Raw genomic sequence first — 14,064 nt, forward strand, 5'->3', positions numbered from 1 at the left:
CCGGGTTATGACCGAACGCGCTGGAGTGTCAACGCGCCCACGATCGTAGCGCGAAGAACTCGAAGCGGAAACCATTCACAGCCCGAAATCCCAGTTGGCTTGGCGTCGCTGCTGTCGATTGTAGATCGGCGGGGAGATGAATGGCCGTCCGGCCCACCGTTCGACCGAATTTCGAAAGCGGTGCTCCTCGTCGCTATCCGAGTCGAAGCTGTCGCGCCCGAGGACCAAGGCCTGCCGACGACCGCCCCAGAAATAATAGCGCACATCATCGTATTCGAGTGCGACGAACGCGGACCACGGAACGTGCGACGAGCTGCCATCCTCGCCTGTCGTGGGATGGATATCGCGCGTGAAGACGCCGGTCCGAGAAATTTCCATGCGATAGGGCGCGCCGATCCGCCCGCTTTTTGCGAGCGAGGATCGCAACCCCGCCAGAAGAGCCATCGAATTATGAAAAAAAGAGGTATTGCGCTGACGAAAGCTGCGGCCAGCCATACTGCCAGAGATAGAGCGAGCGAGCCGTATTCGCCGGTGGCGAAGAATTGATAATTCCGGGAAAGACCGATCGCTGCGCCAATTACCAAGACACCGATGCCGAAGCGGATCGGATTGGGAAATCCTTCAGGCGCATCAATCGCAAGATGATCTTCCACCGCCTGGCGGCAGGTCTTGATGTAGACCTGTTCCTTCGCATTCGGAAGCCGCCAAGGCTGACGAACATGGCCGTCGGCTGATGTCTCGTCAGACATCCGTGAATCGTCTCATCTTTGCTCGCGTCCGAATTCCGAGCTCATCCAAATCAGGCCCGCTTCGGACCTCGCGCGACACGCTCTATTTCTTCGCGAACGAGACGCTCGACAATGACCGGAAGATTGTCCTCCAGCCAGTCGCTCAGCATCGGCTGCAGCATTTCACGTACCGTTGCATCCATACGCTGAGCCTGCTCATCGCGCAGAACGGCGGCCAGTTCGGTGAAGGAGGACTGGATCTTGTCCTCGGCCGTGTCCGAGATCATTGACACGAGGGCACCTCGGGTCGCTGCCTCGACGGAGGCTTCAATGCCACTCTCCTGCTGATCGTCCGCAACGGTCGCCGTACTCGCGGCCTGCTTGGGCAGATCAGTCGCTGCACCGATCGCGGTTTCAAGCGAAGCCTCGGCCTCGACTTCACCTTCCGCCGGGCTTTCAGGATAGGCAAGGCGCAGCTTCACCGCTTCGGCAGACGTCACGGTCTCGGGTTGCGAGACCGGCTCATCCATCAGCCCCGCATTGATCAGGAGCTCGGTTGCAAAGGCCGCTTCGTCGAATTCGTCCGAGAAGGCCTGAGCGCCGATTTCCGCTTTTTCTCCGGCCTCAGTTTCCACATCCTCGGCGCCATATTTACGAAAACCACGGACGGCATCTTCGAGCGATGCTGCCCGCATGCGCGCCACGGAAACCGTCGCAAGCTCCTCCATCTGCGAAGCAACCTGGCGCTCGACTTCCGAGATCTTGGCGCCCGCGAAGGGGGTCTTCCCCTCGTCGTTGACGGCCTTCAGGCCGATCGGCGTATTCCGCTGGCCATCTTCCAGAGCCGCGTAAACATGCTTCTCAGACTTGGTCTCGACCTCTTCGTCGATAGTCTGTTCAGGCGCGATCTCTGAGCTGCGGACTTCCGCCCGGGGGGCTTCGGCCAAAATCTTATCCGAGACCGATTTCAGCGCCCTATCCTGCGGCTTTTCAGCCGGGGTTTCAGACTCCTCGCGGCCCTCGATGATCCGACGGATCGACGCAAGGATCTCGTCCATTGTCGGTTCCTGAACCGGTAGAGCGTTCCCCATCACTTGGCTCCTCACGTAACAACCGCTTCAAGCGATAGCGATCGAATCATGCGCGAAACCTACGGCTGCACTGACGTAAAGTGAATCTGCCAAAGAAAATTTTAAGGTTTTTCCCGGGTTTTCGTGACCCATGCGGCTCTGGCCTGCGATCAAAGGTAGAACAAGCTTACCTTCCGTCAGGCGTACGCAGACCAAACCACTTGTCTTCCACTTCGACATAATGATCATTCGGGTCATATTTTTTGCCAGCAAGCCCAAGCGATCCAGAAGACAGCCGCCCGACGGCGGACAGGAGTGCATATCCGGCAACTACTTCGTCGCGCTGTGCACCAACAAGCAGAATCCGGGCCGTAATCACATCGGCCTGCGCATTCAGGACGTCGAGCGTCGTCCGCTGGCCGACATTGCGCTCTTCGATCACGCCGTTCAGGGCAAGCTGAGCAGCCTGAACCTGCGCATTATACCCGGCAATATTGGCCCGCGCAGCCTGGAGTTCGGCCCAAGAGGTCGCGACTGCGGCCCGCACCTGATCGCGGGTTCCGTCGACCTCGATCCGCCGTTGGCCGAGCACTTCCTTCTGCTGGCGGACAATCGAAGACGCCCGACCACCTTGGTAGATGGGAACCGTAAGCTGGGCGCCGATCGTGGCGCTCAACTGATTCTCGCTGCTCCGCGAGCTGACACCTGACAGGCTGGTCTGCGTGTTGACGCCAGGCAACCCGGAATCACTTCGATTGGCCGTATAGGTGTTAGAGAACTGCGATGTATTCGACCTCGAATAATCGTTCTGCACCGAGGCCTGAAGTTCGACCTGCGGCAGCAAAGCGCCCTCGGCGGACTTGACCTGAAACGCCGCAGCATCGACGGAGGCAAGGGTCGCGCGGATCGCTGGATGTTCACGCTGTGAAATCTCAAACGCGCTATTCACCGAATTCGGGATAGACTTTGGCACACTGGCCGGCTGCAAATCCGTCGGCGCGTCCCCGACAACCTGATAGTAGTTTGCCTCGCTTGTAGCGACCTGGGCGAGCGCGCTGTTCAAGAGCGCGGTTGCAAGCGCCTGCTCCGACTCGGCCTGACTGACGTCGGTGCGCGTCCCCTCGCCCACCTCGAAGCGCGCGCGAGCGGCGCGGACCTGTTCACTCAGGAAGCTCAAATTCTGACGTCGCAGCGCCGCTATCTGCCGATCCCGCAAGACGTTCATGTAAGCAGACGCTGCATCGAAAAGCGTGTTCTGCTCGGTGTTGGAAAGATTGTGCTGGCCCGCACGTACCTGTGCCTTGGCGGCCTCGACATTGTTCGGAGTCTGAAAGCCGTCGAACAGGGTCTGATTGAGCTGTATGCCGACCGTCGCAGACAGAGTCTCTGTGTCCGTATCAGAAAAGCTCTTCTGGTACTGGCGCGACCTGGTGGTCGAACCCGCTCCTGTCGTTACGCGCTGGCGACTGCGTGAGACGGATTCGCTGTCACCCGTTATATGCGTGGCCGACGCACTTCCAACACCCGTGACCGTCGGGCGCATGCCGGCCCGAGCCTGGGTGACGTTCTCATCGGTCGCACGAAGCTGGGCCCGCGAGGCATTGAGATCCTGGCTGTTCTGATAGGCCTTCGCCAGTGCGCTTTGCAGCGTTTCGGCGTCGACGGAAATGGGAAAAGACAGAACGAGGCCGGCCGTCGCCAGCGCTCTCAACCATGATCGTGTGAGCAATTGCTTCACTCCAGTCTCAAACCGCGCGAAAATTCAGAGAAGCCGAAACGGAAAAATCGGCGTTCAGCGTCGGATCTGCATGCGAACTCACATGATCAGCTAAGACAGGACCTAATCAAGCCTCGGCGCAGCGGAACATACAGTTTCGAATGTAAGCGGCGCAAACGTGCAACGCATTCCGCAAGGGTCATTGCGGCATGTTTAGAAGACGAATTCCGCCTTTCGGGAGAAGCCGGGCAACGGCTTGATAGCGCAGTTGAAACCGAACCGATCAGAGACGATTCCCTCCTCGTCCTTCACGTAAAGCCGAGCCTGTGCCGAGAGGCCGCGGCCGATCACCGCCACGAGCCGCCCGCCCTTTTTCAGCTGATCGAGATAGGTCTGCGGCAGCGTATCGATCGAACCCTCGAAGAGAATCACGTCGAAGGGCGCTTCGTCGGGATAACCTTCGGCGAGCGGTCCGGTCACCACTGTACAGGTCACGAAATCATGCCGATTGAGAACATCGGTCGCAGTCGCGGCGAGTTCCTCGTCCTCTTCCAGCGCCACGACGGCACTTGCGAGCACGGACAGTATCGCAGCGCCATAGCCAGTGCCGCAGCCGACATCGAGGACGACATCATCTTCGCCGATCGAGGCGAGTTGCAGGAGCTTGGCGAAGGGTGAAGCCTCCATCAGATAGCGGCCGTTGCCGATCGGCATGTCTTCATCGATATAGGCGAGCGGCCGCTTGCCAGCGGGAACGAACTCCTCGCGCGGCACGGTGAGGAAGGCGCCCAGGATCGGGTGGGAGGTGACATCCGTCGTTCTGATCTGGTTATCGACCAGCTTGATCCGGGCGTCCTTGAAATCCATGAGACCGCGATCCTCTTTATCCGCCTAGACCGGAAATCCGGCCACGAACTTTTCCTTATTATCAGGTCCGTTCGATCGCAAGGCTGTGCAGGCCCGCTGGCGTGCCCTTTGCGCTGAATCTCGGCTTTCATGTACTGTAAAAACCAGAAGCGAAAAGGAGCACGCGATCCCCGCCGTAACCCCTTGCGCTGACCGGTGCGACTGAGTAGGTAGACGCCGCATGGGGCCTCGTGGCGGAGTGGTTACGCAGAGGACTGCAAATCCTTGCACGCCGGTTCGATTCCGGCCGAGGCCTCCATCAATCTTTTCCAGACATTTGCAGATATGAACGCAGGCCTTCGAGAATCGGTTCGCCTGCTGTTGGAGCAGGCGTCAAATGCGTTGGCGCCGGGCAATCTGCCCGATCTCGATCACGTGTGGTCAAAGTCCATGGATCGCCGGCGCATCGGCGCCTACCATCGCTTTCGAATATGGCCTTGGGAGATTGATCGCGATGCGCAGAGGATCAGGTAGAACAAGCCTTGTTGCAAGTCTGCTTCTCGCCGGCTTTTCGACGGCGCTCGCAAGCCCTGCGATGGCGGAGCCAGCGACGGTTTCGGTGATCGGTTTCGATTACAGCGATACGTCAGGCGAACCCCGGGATCAGACGGCGGAACACGCCAAACGGGTTAGGGATTTTTCCGTAAAACTCGCAGAGACCATCGGAGCCGACGCGAATCTGGATATCGTCAGTTTGCCCTGCTCTCAGGCAGCGAAGATGTGCACGCGCGGATCAATCGACGCCGATGCGCCGCTTTCTGAAGCCCGTGATGCGGGCGCCGATTATCTCGTCTTTGGTGGAATACAGAAAATGAGCACGCTTGTCGGATGGGGCCGCGTGGATGTTCTCGATGTCGAGGCCGACAGGCTTATCGTCGACCGCGTGCTTTCATTCCGGGGCGACAATGATGCAGCCTTCGAACAGGCAGCCCGATTCGCTGCGAAAGATATCGTTCGAACTCTTTCCGGCGATCCAGAAGAGATAAATGAAGCCGCCGGGCGCAAGTTGCGCTGAGAAGCGGCCCTTCCTTCAGCACGCTACAAGCGGCCCTACTGACGACGCACCGCGCGTTTTTCCTGCCACGCCCGGTATCTGCGCATCACCCACACATCCGAACGGCGACGCCATCGGCGCACCATCGGCAGGTCGATGGACAAGACGACAAGCCCAAGCGGAATCATCCACACGCCCAGAATCGGCAGGAAACCGAAGATGCCGCCGATGACGAGCAAAAGGCCGATCGACATTCTGAGCCAGCGATTTTGCGGCAGGCCCACCTGACGTCCGGCGATACGCATCGTCTGGCGTGGCAGCTTTGAGGCCGCGTCGCCCTCGCCGTCGCCCGGCTCACTGGCACCCAACGGCCTATCGTCATCGATGCGATCGCTCTGGTTATCCATGGTCCTCTGCCCGGACGTCGTTCTAGCGGGGTAACTCGGGGCGGGAGAAAGAGTTCGCCAGCCTCAATATTTAAGAGTTCGAGCCAATCCGGATTTTTTCGCGATTGGGCGCTTGGCAAGCCGGGCGGCTCTTTGCTATAGGCACCGCCAGCGCAGGACGTGGCGGATCGCTTGATCGTCTTGGCGTGTTCCCCGGTAGCTCAGTGGTAGAGCACTCGACTGTTAATCGATCGGTCGCTGGTTCGAATCCGGCCCGGGGAGCCATTTTCTCGCTAAAAGTCCAGAAAAGCCAGGGTTTCCAGGCTTCTAGCGTTCCCCGAGGTACACTTCCGGTTACACCGAAGGTACCCTATGCTGATCGACGTGCGACACATCCAGAAACGAAAAGCGTCCTGGCACTACCGGCGAAAAGTCCCGGCTTCCCTCCGTGCGGCGATCGGCAAGCGAGAGATCGTCCTTAGGCTGGCCGGCTCGGAAGCGGAAGCCATCCGGCTCTATCCGTCTGTTCATGCCGAGGTGGAACGTCAGCTTGCTCAGGCGGCGAAGGCAACGCCTACGGCCGTTCCGCATGAAGCTCAGACTGCGCTTGAGATGTCGCGGGAGGCGGCTCGCCGTGTCGCCGCGCTCGGTCTCAATCCCGAATGGACGCCTGACGACGATGACGCGAGCGAGCAAGGCGGTCGTGACGCCATCGCGGATGCGGTCCTCAGAAGACATCGGAAAGACGAATACGGCGACCCCATCGGTCTCTCTCAGGCAGACGAGGCGTTCCTGAGCGCTCTATACCGTGGCGCGGCTGCGAGACGTCCTGACCCGACCCTTGAGGATGCGAAGCGGCTCTATGAAAAGGAGCGGGTTCGGGAGAGCAAGAAGAACAAGGACGAACTGGAGCGGGTCTTCAAGCTTGTCGCTCAAGCCATCCCATTGACCCGAACCCTATCAAGCCTTCGCCGAGACGATGCGAAGGAAGTTCGCTCGGTCATGCTGGATGGTCGGCGTCCTTCATCGGTGGACCGCTATCTCAACACGGTTCGCGCGGTCATCAATCACGCCATCAAAGAGTTCGACCTCGGCACGCTCCGCAATCCATTCATGGGACTGGAGGCTGACCTCCGGGAGAACGCGGAGCCGGAACGCAAGGCCAACCGAGATTTCACGCAAGACGAGGTCGAGGCCGTCCGAAGACGCATTCTGTCGATGGCGAAAGACGACCTCGCTCACATATGGATCATTCTGGAAAACAGCGGCTGCCGGCTCTCCGAGGTCTCGGGTCTGCGCCGTGTCGATGTTCATCTCGAAGACGCCATCCCGCATTTCGACGTTGAATGGCACGATGCACGGCGGATCAAGACGAAGTCCTCGCGGCGCAAGGTGCCTCTCATTGGACCAGCTTTGCAAGCCATGCGCGAGGCAGTCGAAGCGCACGATGGCCCGTTCCTATTCCCCGACTACTGTCGTGAGGGTGGCGGCAGCGCGGCCTCGGCGGCACTCAGCAAACACGTTCGAGCTGTCACGACCGACCGCAAGGTGACAACGCATTCTCTTCGGGACCGGATGAAAGACCTCCTCCGCCTCGCATGCGTTGAAGACGCCGTTCAAGACATTCTTCTCGGGCACTCATCGGGCAAAATCGCGACGAACTACGGCGGCGAGCGAGCGCGCCTCCAAGTCGCCGAAAGAGCTCTCCGGCAGGCGCTCGGCTACCCTCCCCCGGAGCGCACCTAAGCGTCACTCATCAATCCCCATCGGCTTCTTCGGACGTTCACTCGCGGCCGGCCGATGACGCACGTCTTCCCAACCGCAGCCACAGGAGAACACCATGCGCGGTTTCTACGTCACCCTACCGTTTCACCTCGGGAGCCTCTGGATCGAACTCGTGCCGCAGTCGGTCGGCTTCGGAGCGGCGCGGTCATCCGCAAACGATGTCGAGTTCTTCGCCGGCCGGTTCACCGGATGCTGGTCTCGCCATCGCGAAGGCCGCTTGAGCGCGCGGAAGGGCTGAGGCGATGGACATGGTTCTTGCGATCATCGCCGGCCTCGGCACCTTCATCGGCCTGAATATGGTCTTTGGCCTTGTCACCGCGCTTGCCTGCGGCGCAAGCCAGTTCATGAATGTGATGCTGCGCTTTTCCTACTTCGCCCTGCCCATCAGAATGCTCGGCTGGTTCACCAGCGCCTGGATTGCGATCGACGTAGGCGCGTCCATCATCGGCTAGAACTACCAGGGAGGGGCATCCGAGCCTCTCCCCTCCGGTCGCACCAACCGTTCGAACGATTGCAATTCCTCCCTCTTCGTGGCGAAAGTCGGCAAGAGGAATACCGGGGGATGCATGACGCCGCACGAGTTCATCAAGAAGTGGTCGGGGACGAAGCTCAAGGAGCGCGCCGCCGCACAGGAGCACTTCCTCGACCTCTGCCGCCTTCTCGAAGAACAGAGCCCGGCCGAAGCGGACCCCACCGGCCTCGAATATGGCTTTGAAGTCGGCGCGACGAAGACCACGGGCGGCAGGGGGTTTGCCGATGTCTTCAAGCGCGGCTGTTTTGGCTGGGAGTACAAGGGAACCCATGCAAACCTCGACACCGCCTTTGCCCAGCTTCAACGCTACGCGGTTGCCCTCGACAATCCGCCCCTGTTGATCGTCTCGGACATCGGCACGTCCATCCGCATCCATACCAATTGGACGAATTCGGTCTCGAAAATCTACGAGATACCGATCGCGGATATCGCCGATGCGGACAAGCGTGGTTGGCTGAAATCGGCGTTCACCGACCCGGAGGCCCTGCGCCCCAAGAAGACGCGGCAGGAACTGACCGAGGAAATCGCCGGAGAGTTCGCCGCTCTCGCCAAGTCGCTGCGCGAGCGCGGTCATCTGCCGGAAGAAGTGGCGCATTTCATCAACCGCCTCGTCTTCTGCATGTTCGCCGAGGACGTGAACCTCCTGCCGTCAAAGCTCTTCACGCGAATGATCGAACGAGCGCTGGATGAGCCGGCCGAGTTCGAGAGCTTCGCCCGCGATCTCTTCCTTGCCATGAAGGACGGGGGCCGTGTCGGCTTCGATAAGATCTCGTGGTTCAATGGCGGGCTGTTCAACGACGATCTCGTTTTCCCGCTGACCAAGGACGAATTGAAGATCGTCCACCGGGCCGCCATTCAGTATTGGGGCGACATCGACCCGTCCATTCTCGGAACGCTGTTCGAACGCGGTCTCGACCCGGACAAGCGCAGCCAGCTCGGCGCCCACTACACCGACCGCGACAAGATCATGATGATCATCGGGCCGACCATCGTCGAGCCGTTGGCCGCCGAATGGAGCGAGGCCAAGGGCCGTATAGAGGGGTTGATGGCGAAGGCGGAGGCTGCCAAGGGCGGCGCACGCACGAAGGCCAGAAACCAGGCCCAGACAGTTCTGGACGAATATCTGAAGCGCCTTGCGGCCTACCGCGTGCTGGACCCGGCCTGCGGTTCTGGCAACTTCCTCTACGTGGCGCTGCGGGAACTGAAAAACCTCGAACACCGTGCCCAGGTCGAGAGCGAAGCCCTTGGCCTGCCGCGCGGCTTTCCGCAGATCGGCCCCGAGGTGGTTCGCGGTATCGAGATAAACCCCTATGCCGCCGAGCTGGCGCGGGTATCCGTCTGGATTGGTGAAATCCAGTGGATGCTGAAGAACGGCTTCAGCGCCTCGTCAAACCCCGTCCTGAAGCCATTGGAGACGATCGAGTGTCGAGACGCGCTCCTCAGCGAAAATACCGATGGCAACATCGTTGAAGCGCAGTGGCCAAAAGCGGATGCGATCATTGGCAATCCGCCCTTCCTCGGCGATAAGGTTATGGTTGGAGAACTTGGTGAAAAATACACGGCAGACGTTCGGGGCATTTACTCTGGCAAAGTTCCAGGCGGCGCGGACCTTGTTGTCTACTGGATTTGGAAAGGGTTCCATTCGATCCAGAAATGTTCGACAGAACGCGTTGGCTTCGTTGCTACTAACTCAGTGAGGAATGGTGCAAGTCGCAAAGTTCTAGATCAAATTGTCGATGAAATACGCTTGATCGAGGCGTGGAGCGATGAGCCCTGGACAGTCGAGGGCGCTTCAGTTCGGGTCTCTCTGATCGTTTTCGGCAAAGCCGATCATCACAATATTGCAACTCTGAACGGAAAGCCGGTCACAAAAATAAATTCCGACCTAACGAGCAGCAAATTCGATCTTACGAAGCGAGAGAAGCTCAAGCAAAATAAGGGCATATCCTACGTTGGCGTGATATATAACGGACCATTTTTTGTCGCACCTGAATTGGCAAGAGATTGGTTGCTCCAACCTCGGAATGTTGATGGTTCGCAAAACAGCGAGGTGCTGCGCCCATCCATGAATGGAGACGATTTCAATGGAAATCGGCCAGACCGCTGGGTGATTGATTTTGGCCCTAAGCGAGATGAGCAAAGTGCTGCGCTTTTCCAAGAGCCTTTTTCCTACTCCGAAGGAAATATCAAGTCATACCGTCAGAGATTGGATGATATTGGCAATTTCGTTGTCCGCACGGCTAGCGACCGAGATAGATGGTGGATACATAGCCGATCTCGCGGCGCTATGAGGAAGGCTCTAGAGGATCTAGATCGTTACATAGCGACACCGATGGTAACAAGTTACCGTAATTTTGGTTTTCTTCACAAAGCGATACTTCCAGATCAGAAGCTCGTGATTTTTGCGAGGGATGACTTTGCGTTTTTTGGCATTCTGGAAAGCCGGGTTCATTTTGTCTGGACTACTGCGACTTGTTCGTGGATTGGTTCTGGAAACGACATCACTTATTCAAACACATCGGTTTTCGAAACCTTCCCCTTCCCCGATGGCCTGACGCCGGACATCCCCGCTGCCGACTATGCAGAGAACCCGCATGCAATCGCCATTGGCAAGGCGGCAGCGCTCCTCAACGAGAGGCGGGAGAACTGGTTGAACCCGGCCGATCTCGTGCGGCGCGAGCCCGAGGTGGTTGAAGGCTTCCCCGATCGCATTCTTCCGGTCGATGAAAAGGCCGCTGCCATCCTCAAGAAGCGGACCCTGACGAACCTCTACAACGAGCGGCCGGCATGGCTGGTCAACGCGCACAAAGCGCTGGATGAAGCCGTGGCGAGCGCCTATGGCTGGCCGGCCGACCTCTCCGACGATGAAATCCTCGCACGCCTCTTCGCCCTCAATCAGGAGCGAGCGGCAAAGGAGAACGCAGCATGACGATTATAGAGGCTAAACGTTTAGAAACCGGAGATCGCCGCAGACGGGAATGGCACGTTTGGGACAATTGGATGAACCATGCCGCTCAATTGTGCGGGCGCTTCTATGGTGAAGTTGAAACAGACGATCCATACATGTTCGATGATCCATTCGCTTATAACGAGACTGCGAGTGTATCTCTTCTTGCCTCTGCCGCAGCTTGTGCTGGCTATTTGGGATTGGCTGAATTCACCACTCAGAAGAGAAGTCGTGGCGATCGCAGGAAAATTTCTCATGGACGTTGCGATCTTTGGCTTTGCGAAGAGGCATCGTGGGCATTCGAATTTAAACAGATCAGAGGTTCCAGCGTTGGCGCGAAGCGAATTGAGGGAGCAATGGAAGATGCTGTTCGTTGTGCGAGACAAATTCATAGCAATGACGCGGACGCTGCCGTTGCTGGATTGATCTTATCGCTCGCCTTCTGGGAGGGGGAAGAGCGAGAGAGGATTAGATCGAGGATAGAGGATTTCACACTCGAAGGAGCATGCTCTGATAGGTATGCATGGCAGATTTCAGGGCCGAGAACGGTCGATGAGAATATTCAGAAATGCGAGACGTTCTTGATTTTTGATGTTGTCAAACGCTTTTAGATGACGTCGCTCGCGACGAACTCAGCTTAGAGCCCCCTGTCATCAAGGTCCAGTGCAAGCAGACGACCGGCACGATCGGCCGGCCGGCTGTTCAGCAGTTTATGGGTGCGGTGTCGCAGGGCGAATACGGCTTGTTCGTCACGCTCGGCAACTTCGCCGCGCCAGCCCTCGACACGGAACGGCAAGCGCCGAACCTGGGACTGATCGACGGGCCGGCTCTGACGAAACTCGTCATGGAACACTACACGCGCTTCGAGCCGCAATGGCAGTCGGTCATTCCGCTTCAACGGCGCTACGTGCCGGGGATGGTTCGAGAGGACTGACGGAGACCTCTACCATTGCGCGACCCTACTTCGTTGAAGACGCTTCGCCGAGGATTTATGACCCACAATAGGAGGTGAGCGCGCTCCGTCGCCCGGTCTATTCGATCTCGATGGCGCATTACCACTCGCAAGAGGCGCAGGTCAGCTCCGCACGCCGAGCGATCAAAGCCGGAATACCCCCCACATGAGGCGATACGAATTCGCCAAGGTTGCCTGACGTTTCGACAGTCGGAGCAACCGGAAACCCCAACAAGCAACATCGCGACCAATCCACGTTCTCGGCTCGTGCCGTGGGCGGACTTTGTCGCGTCTATAGGATACCCAACATGCAGAACGATCACAGCACCTCAAGCCAGCACTACGTCATCTATACGGACGGCTCGTGCAGCGGGAACCCCGGACCTGGAGGATGGGGCGCAGTTCTCTACCGGATGGATGGAGAGGAGGTTCTGAACACGGAACAGCTCTCCGACGGAGAAAACCGCACGACAAACAACCAGATGGAGTTGAAGGCAGCCATCAGTGCCCTCGAAGCTCTCGGAGACAATGATCTCCCTGTCATCGTCTACACGGACAGCAAATACGTCTGCGAGAACTTCACCGACCGGCTCCCCGGATGGGCTGCGCAGGGATGGCGGAAAACAGACGGGAAGCCGGTTAAGAACGCTGATCTCTGGCAGGCCCTTCACGTCGCCTCAGAGCGCCGTCCAGCGCGTTTCGACTGGGTCCAGGGGCACAGCGGACACGAAGGCAATGAACTCGCTGACAAGCTCGCCAAAAGCGCATGCGAGAACGCGAAACGGAAGGCCGCAAGCCGGGGGCGATAGGGGCCACGAACTGAAGGTAGGGGGCTGTCGAAGATCGGCAGCTCCCGTATGCCATGAGCCACATGTGGCATGCCCAAGGCGAGCCCCGAGCGGGCCGGAAAGCACACCCATGAACACCTCCCTCACCACCTTTGACTTCAATTCGAAGCAGCTCCGCACGGTCATGATCGAGGGCCAGCCGTGGTTCGTCGCGGCTGATGTCTGCGCGGTTCTCGGGCTGACCAACATGACGAACTCAATCCGTCCGCTGGCCGATGACGAGAAGGGGGTTAATCAGATTAAGACCCTTGGTGGCCCACAGAACGTCCGCGTCCTGTGCGAAAGCGGGCTCTACAAGCTCGTCATGCGCTCGGACAAAGCCGAGGCCCGCGCCTTCCAAGACTGGGTGACCCGCGATGTCCTCCCGGCCCTCCGCAAGGATGGCATGTACGTGGTCGGCGAGGAGAAGGTCGCGACCGGGGAGATGGACGAAGACGAACTGACGCTCCTCGTCATGGAGCGCCTGCGGTCGAATGAGTTCAGGGAGCCCCCCCCCTTTACCCCTCACAGTAGGAGGAAAACGGATTTCCCCCCACAGTAAGAGGAGGAACCCTCCAATCTTCAACGCCTATCCGCTTCGTGCCGCATCGCGACCGGATAGAGGGAATGGGACTACGCCATGGGCGAGAGGCTGAAAGCCGATCAACCATGGACCTGTCCGACAGCAAAGCCACAAGCGCCCTCGGGTGTGATCGGGGCCGGCCTAGGCCGACTTCAGTGAGGCATGCGCTGGCCATACGATGCGGGACGGTTCGGGAGGTGGTTGGCCCGAATGCGTCTGGATGCCCTCTGGCCCTGGTATTTCCAGGGTGAAGAGGGTTGGGGTAAACGAGCGAAGCGAGTTTCCTAGGTTCTTCCTTCAGTCTGTCTTAAGCTATTTATCTATCATCAATCCCTATAAACAATCCTATGGAAGGAAACCTATAAGGCTGACTATGGCTTGTCTCTGGTCATTCCTGGATCACCAGGGCGATGCAGAGGAACAGCATAGGAATGACATCAAAGATTGGTCATTCGAGGAAGACCAATATCGGAATGAACTTATGCGGAGGCTCAGGCTTCGTTGTCATGCCTTTGGTCTTTTCATCTGAAATCCCGACAGCACCGGCTGTTTGAGGAGAAAATTTTCGAGCCGGCAATCGGATGGTCAGGGACCGGATGTTCCCCCCTCGGCCCTGGTCAATGAATGATCGGAAAAA

At 58.6% G+C, this 14,064-nt stretch carries 14 protein-coding genes, 2 tRNA genes and 1 pseudogene; 12 read left to right on the forward strand and 5 right to left on the reverse strand.

The window, feature by feature from the left end; genetic code table 11:
• Window positions 1-75: 75 nt before the first annotated feature.
• The 4 genes from ABRA89_RS16195 to ABRA89_RS16210 all read right to left on the reverse strand — a co-directional run bounded on the left by ABRA89_RS16195 (window position 76) and on the right by ABRA89_RS16210 (window position 4,382).
• Window positions 76-378: a hypothetical protein gene (locus ABRA89_RS16195; RefSeq protein ID WP_349942532.1), complete on the reverse strand. Its 303-nt coding sequence runs from the start codon at window positions 376-378 to the stop codon at window positions 76-78.
• 421 nt (window positions 379-799) lie between these two features.
• Window positions 800-1,786, reverse strand: coding sequence for a PopZ family protein (locus ABRA89_RS16200; protein WP_349942533.1), 987 nt, complete (start codon window positions 1,784-1,786; stop codon window positions 800-802).
• Between the two features lie 199 nt (window positions 1,787-1,985).
• Window positions 1,986-3,500, reverse strand: coding sequence for a TolC family outer membrane protein (locus ABRA89_RS16205; protein ID WP_349942571.1), 1,515 nt, complete (start codon window positions 3,498-3,500; stop codon window positions 1,986-1,988).
• A gap of 228 nt (window positions 3,501-3,728) precedes the next feature.
• Complete coding sequence (locus ABRA89_RS16210) at window positions 3,729-4,382, reverse strand: protein-L-isoaspartate O-methyltransferase family protein (RefSeq protein WP_349942534.1); 654 nt, start codon at window positions 4,380-4,382, stop codon at window positions 3,729-3,731.
• 224 nt (window positions 4,383-4,606) lie between these two features.
• Here ABRA89_RS16210 and ABRA89_RS16215 point away from each other — a divergent pair.
• From ABRA89_RS16215 to ABRA89_RS16225, 3 genes are all read left to right on the forward strand, one after another.
• Window positions 4,607-4,680 (forward strand) — tRNA-Cys (locus ABRA89_RS16215).
• On the forward strand, window positions 4,647-4,895 hold the full coding sequence (locus ABRA89_RS16220; RefSeq protein ID WP_349942535.1) for a hypothetical protein: 249 nt from the start codon (window positions 4,647-4,649) through the stop codon (window positions 4,893-4,895). The genes ABRA89_RS16215 and ABRA89_RS16220 overlap by 34 nt, the downstream gene beginning before the upstream one ends.
• A 61-nt stretch (window positions 4,896-4,956) precedes the next feature.
• Window positions 4,957-5,436: a DUF2380 domain-containing protein gene (locus tag ABRA89_RS16225; RefSeq protein ID WP_349942536.1), complete on the forward strand. Its 480-nt coding sequence runs from the start codon at window positions 4,957-4,959 to the stop codon at window positions 5,434-5,436.
• A 35-nt stretch (window positions 5,437-5,471) separates the two neighbouring features.
• Here the strand turns inward: ABRA89_RS16225 and ABRA89_RS16230 are convergent, their stop codons facing one another.
• A complete protein-coding gene (locus ABRA89_RS16230) occupies window positions 5,472-5,822 on the reverse strand; it encodes a hypothetical protein (protein WP_349942537.1) in 351 nt (116 codons plus the stop codon).
• A gap of 189 nt (window positions 5,823-6,011) precedes the next feature.
• Between ABRA89_RS16230 and ABRA89_RS16235 the strand changes: the two genes are divergently transcribed.
• The 9 genes and pseudogenes from ABRA89_RS16235 (at window position 6,012) to ABRA89_RS16275 (ending at window position 13,406) form a co-directional block, all read left to right on the forward strand.
• A tRNA-Asn gene (locus ABRA89_RS16235) sits at window positions 6,012-6,086 on the forward strand.
• 87 nt (window positions 6,087-6,173) lie between these two features.
• Window positions 6,174-7,547: a DUF6538 domain-containing protein gene (locus ABRA89_RS16240; RefSeq protein WP_349942538.1), complete on the forward strand. Its 1,374-nt coding sequence runs from the start codon at window positions 6,174-6,176 to the stop codon at window positions 7,545-7,547.
• Between the two features lie 94 nt (window positions 7,548-7,641).
• Window positions 7,642-7,824 carry a hypothetical protein gene (locus ABRA89_RS16245; RefSeq protein WP_349942539.1) on the forward strand — a complete coding sequence of 61 codons (183 nt, stop codon included), beginning with the start codon at window positions 7,642-7,644 and terminating at the stop codon, window positions 7,822-7,824.
• A 4-nt stretch (window positions 7,825-7,828) separates the two neighbouring features.
• Window positions 7,829-8,038 (forward strand): hypothetical protein, encoded by a 210-nt coding sequence (locus ABRA89_RS16250; protein WP_349942540.1) that lies wholly within the window; start codon window positions 7,829-7,831, stop codon window positions 8,036-8,038.
• 114 nt (window positions 8,039-8,152) lie between these two features.
• Window positions 8,153-11,047, forward strand: a complete 2,895-nt coding sequence (locus ABRA89_RS16255) for a class I SAM-dependent DNA methyltransferase (protein ID WP_349942541.1) — start codon at window positions 8,153-8,155, stop codon at window positions 11,045-11,047.
• Window positions 11,044-11,676, forward strand: a complete 633-nt coding sequence (locus ABRA89_RS16260) for a hypothetical protein (protein ID WP_349942542.1) — start codon at window positions 11,044-11,046, stop codon at window positions 11,674-11,676. Before ABRA89_RS16255 ends, ABRA89_RS16260 begins: the two co-directional genes overlap by 4 nt.
• 23 nt (window positions 11,677-11,699) lie before the next feature.
• Window positions 11,700-11,999: pseudogene (locus ABRA89_RS16265) on the forward strand (restriction endonuclease); the annotation flags it as partial.
• Between the two features lie 326 nt (window positions 12,000-12,325).
• Window positions 12,326-12,826: a ribonuclease HI gene (gene rnhA / locus ABRA89_RS16270; protein ID WP_349942543.1), complete on the forward strand. Its 501-nt coding sequence runs from the start codon at window positions 12,326-12,328 to the stop codon at window positions 12,824-12,826.
• A gap of 109 nt (window positions 12,827-12,935) precedes the next feature.
• Window positions 12,936-13,406 carry a BRO-N domain-containing protein gene (locus tag ABRA89_RS16275; RefSeq protein ID WP_349942544.1) on the forward strand — a complete coding sequence of 157 codons (471 nt, stop codon included), beginning with the start codon at window positions 12,936-12,938 and terminating at the stop codon, window positions 13,404-13,406.
• The last annotated feature ends 658 nt before the right edge of the window (window positions 13,407-14,064 follow it).

Origin of the sequence: Fulvimarina thalattae, assembly GCF_040239565.1 — a bacterium.
GTDB lineage: Bacteria > Pseudomonadota > Alphaproteobacteria > Rhizobiales > Rhizobiaceae > Fulvimarina.

Coding starts and splice junctions, on each gene's coding strand:
- ABRA89_RS16195 (WP_349942532.1), bottom strand. CDS start 378: ATGGAAATTTCTCGGACCGGCGTCTTCACGCGCGATATCCATCCCACG.
- ABRA89_RS16200 (WP_349942533.1), bottom strand. CDS start 1,786: ATGGACGAGATCCTTGCGTCGATCCGTCGGATCATCGAGGGCCGCGAG.
- ABRA89_RS16210 (WP_349942534.1), bottom strand. CDS start 4,382: ATGGATTTCAAGGACGCCCGGATCAAGCTGGTCGATAACCAGATCAGA.
- ABRA89_RS16225 (WP_349942536.1), top strand. CDS start 4,957: ATGGCGGAGCCAGCGACGGTTTCGGTGATCGGTTTCGATTACAGCGAT.
- ABRA89_RS16230 (WP_349942537.1), bottom strand. CDS start 5,822: ATGGATAACCAGAGCGATCGCATCGATGACGATAGGCCGTTGGGTGCC.
- ABRA89_RS16240 (WP_349942538.1), top strand. CDS start 6,174: ATGCTGATCGACGTGCGACACATCCAGAAACGAAAAGCGTCCTGGCAC.
- ABRA89_RS16245 (WP_349942539.1), top strand. CDS start 7,642: ATGCGCGGTTTCTACGTCACCCTACCGTTTCACCTCGGGAGCCTCTGG.
- ABRA89_RS16250 (WP_349942540.1), top strand. CDS start 7,829: ATGGACATGGTTCTTGCGATCATCGCCGGCCTCGGCACCTTCATCGGC.
- ABRA89_RS16255 (WP_349942541.1), top strand. CDS start 8,153: ATGACGCCGCACGAGTTCATCAAGAAGTGGTCGGGGACGAAGCTCAAG.
- ABRA89_RS16260 (WP_349942542.1), top strand. CDS start 11,044: ATGACGATTATAGAGGCTAAACGTTTAGAAACCGGAGATCGCCGCAGA.
- rnhA (WP_349942543.1), top strand. CDS start 12,326: ATGCAGAACGATCACAGCACCTCAAGCCAGCACTACGTCATCTATACG.
- ABRA89_RS16275 (WP_349942544.1), top strand. CDS start 12,936: ATGAACACCTCCCTCACCACCTTTGACTTCAATTCGAAGCAGCTCCGC.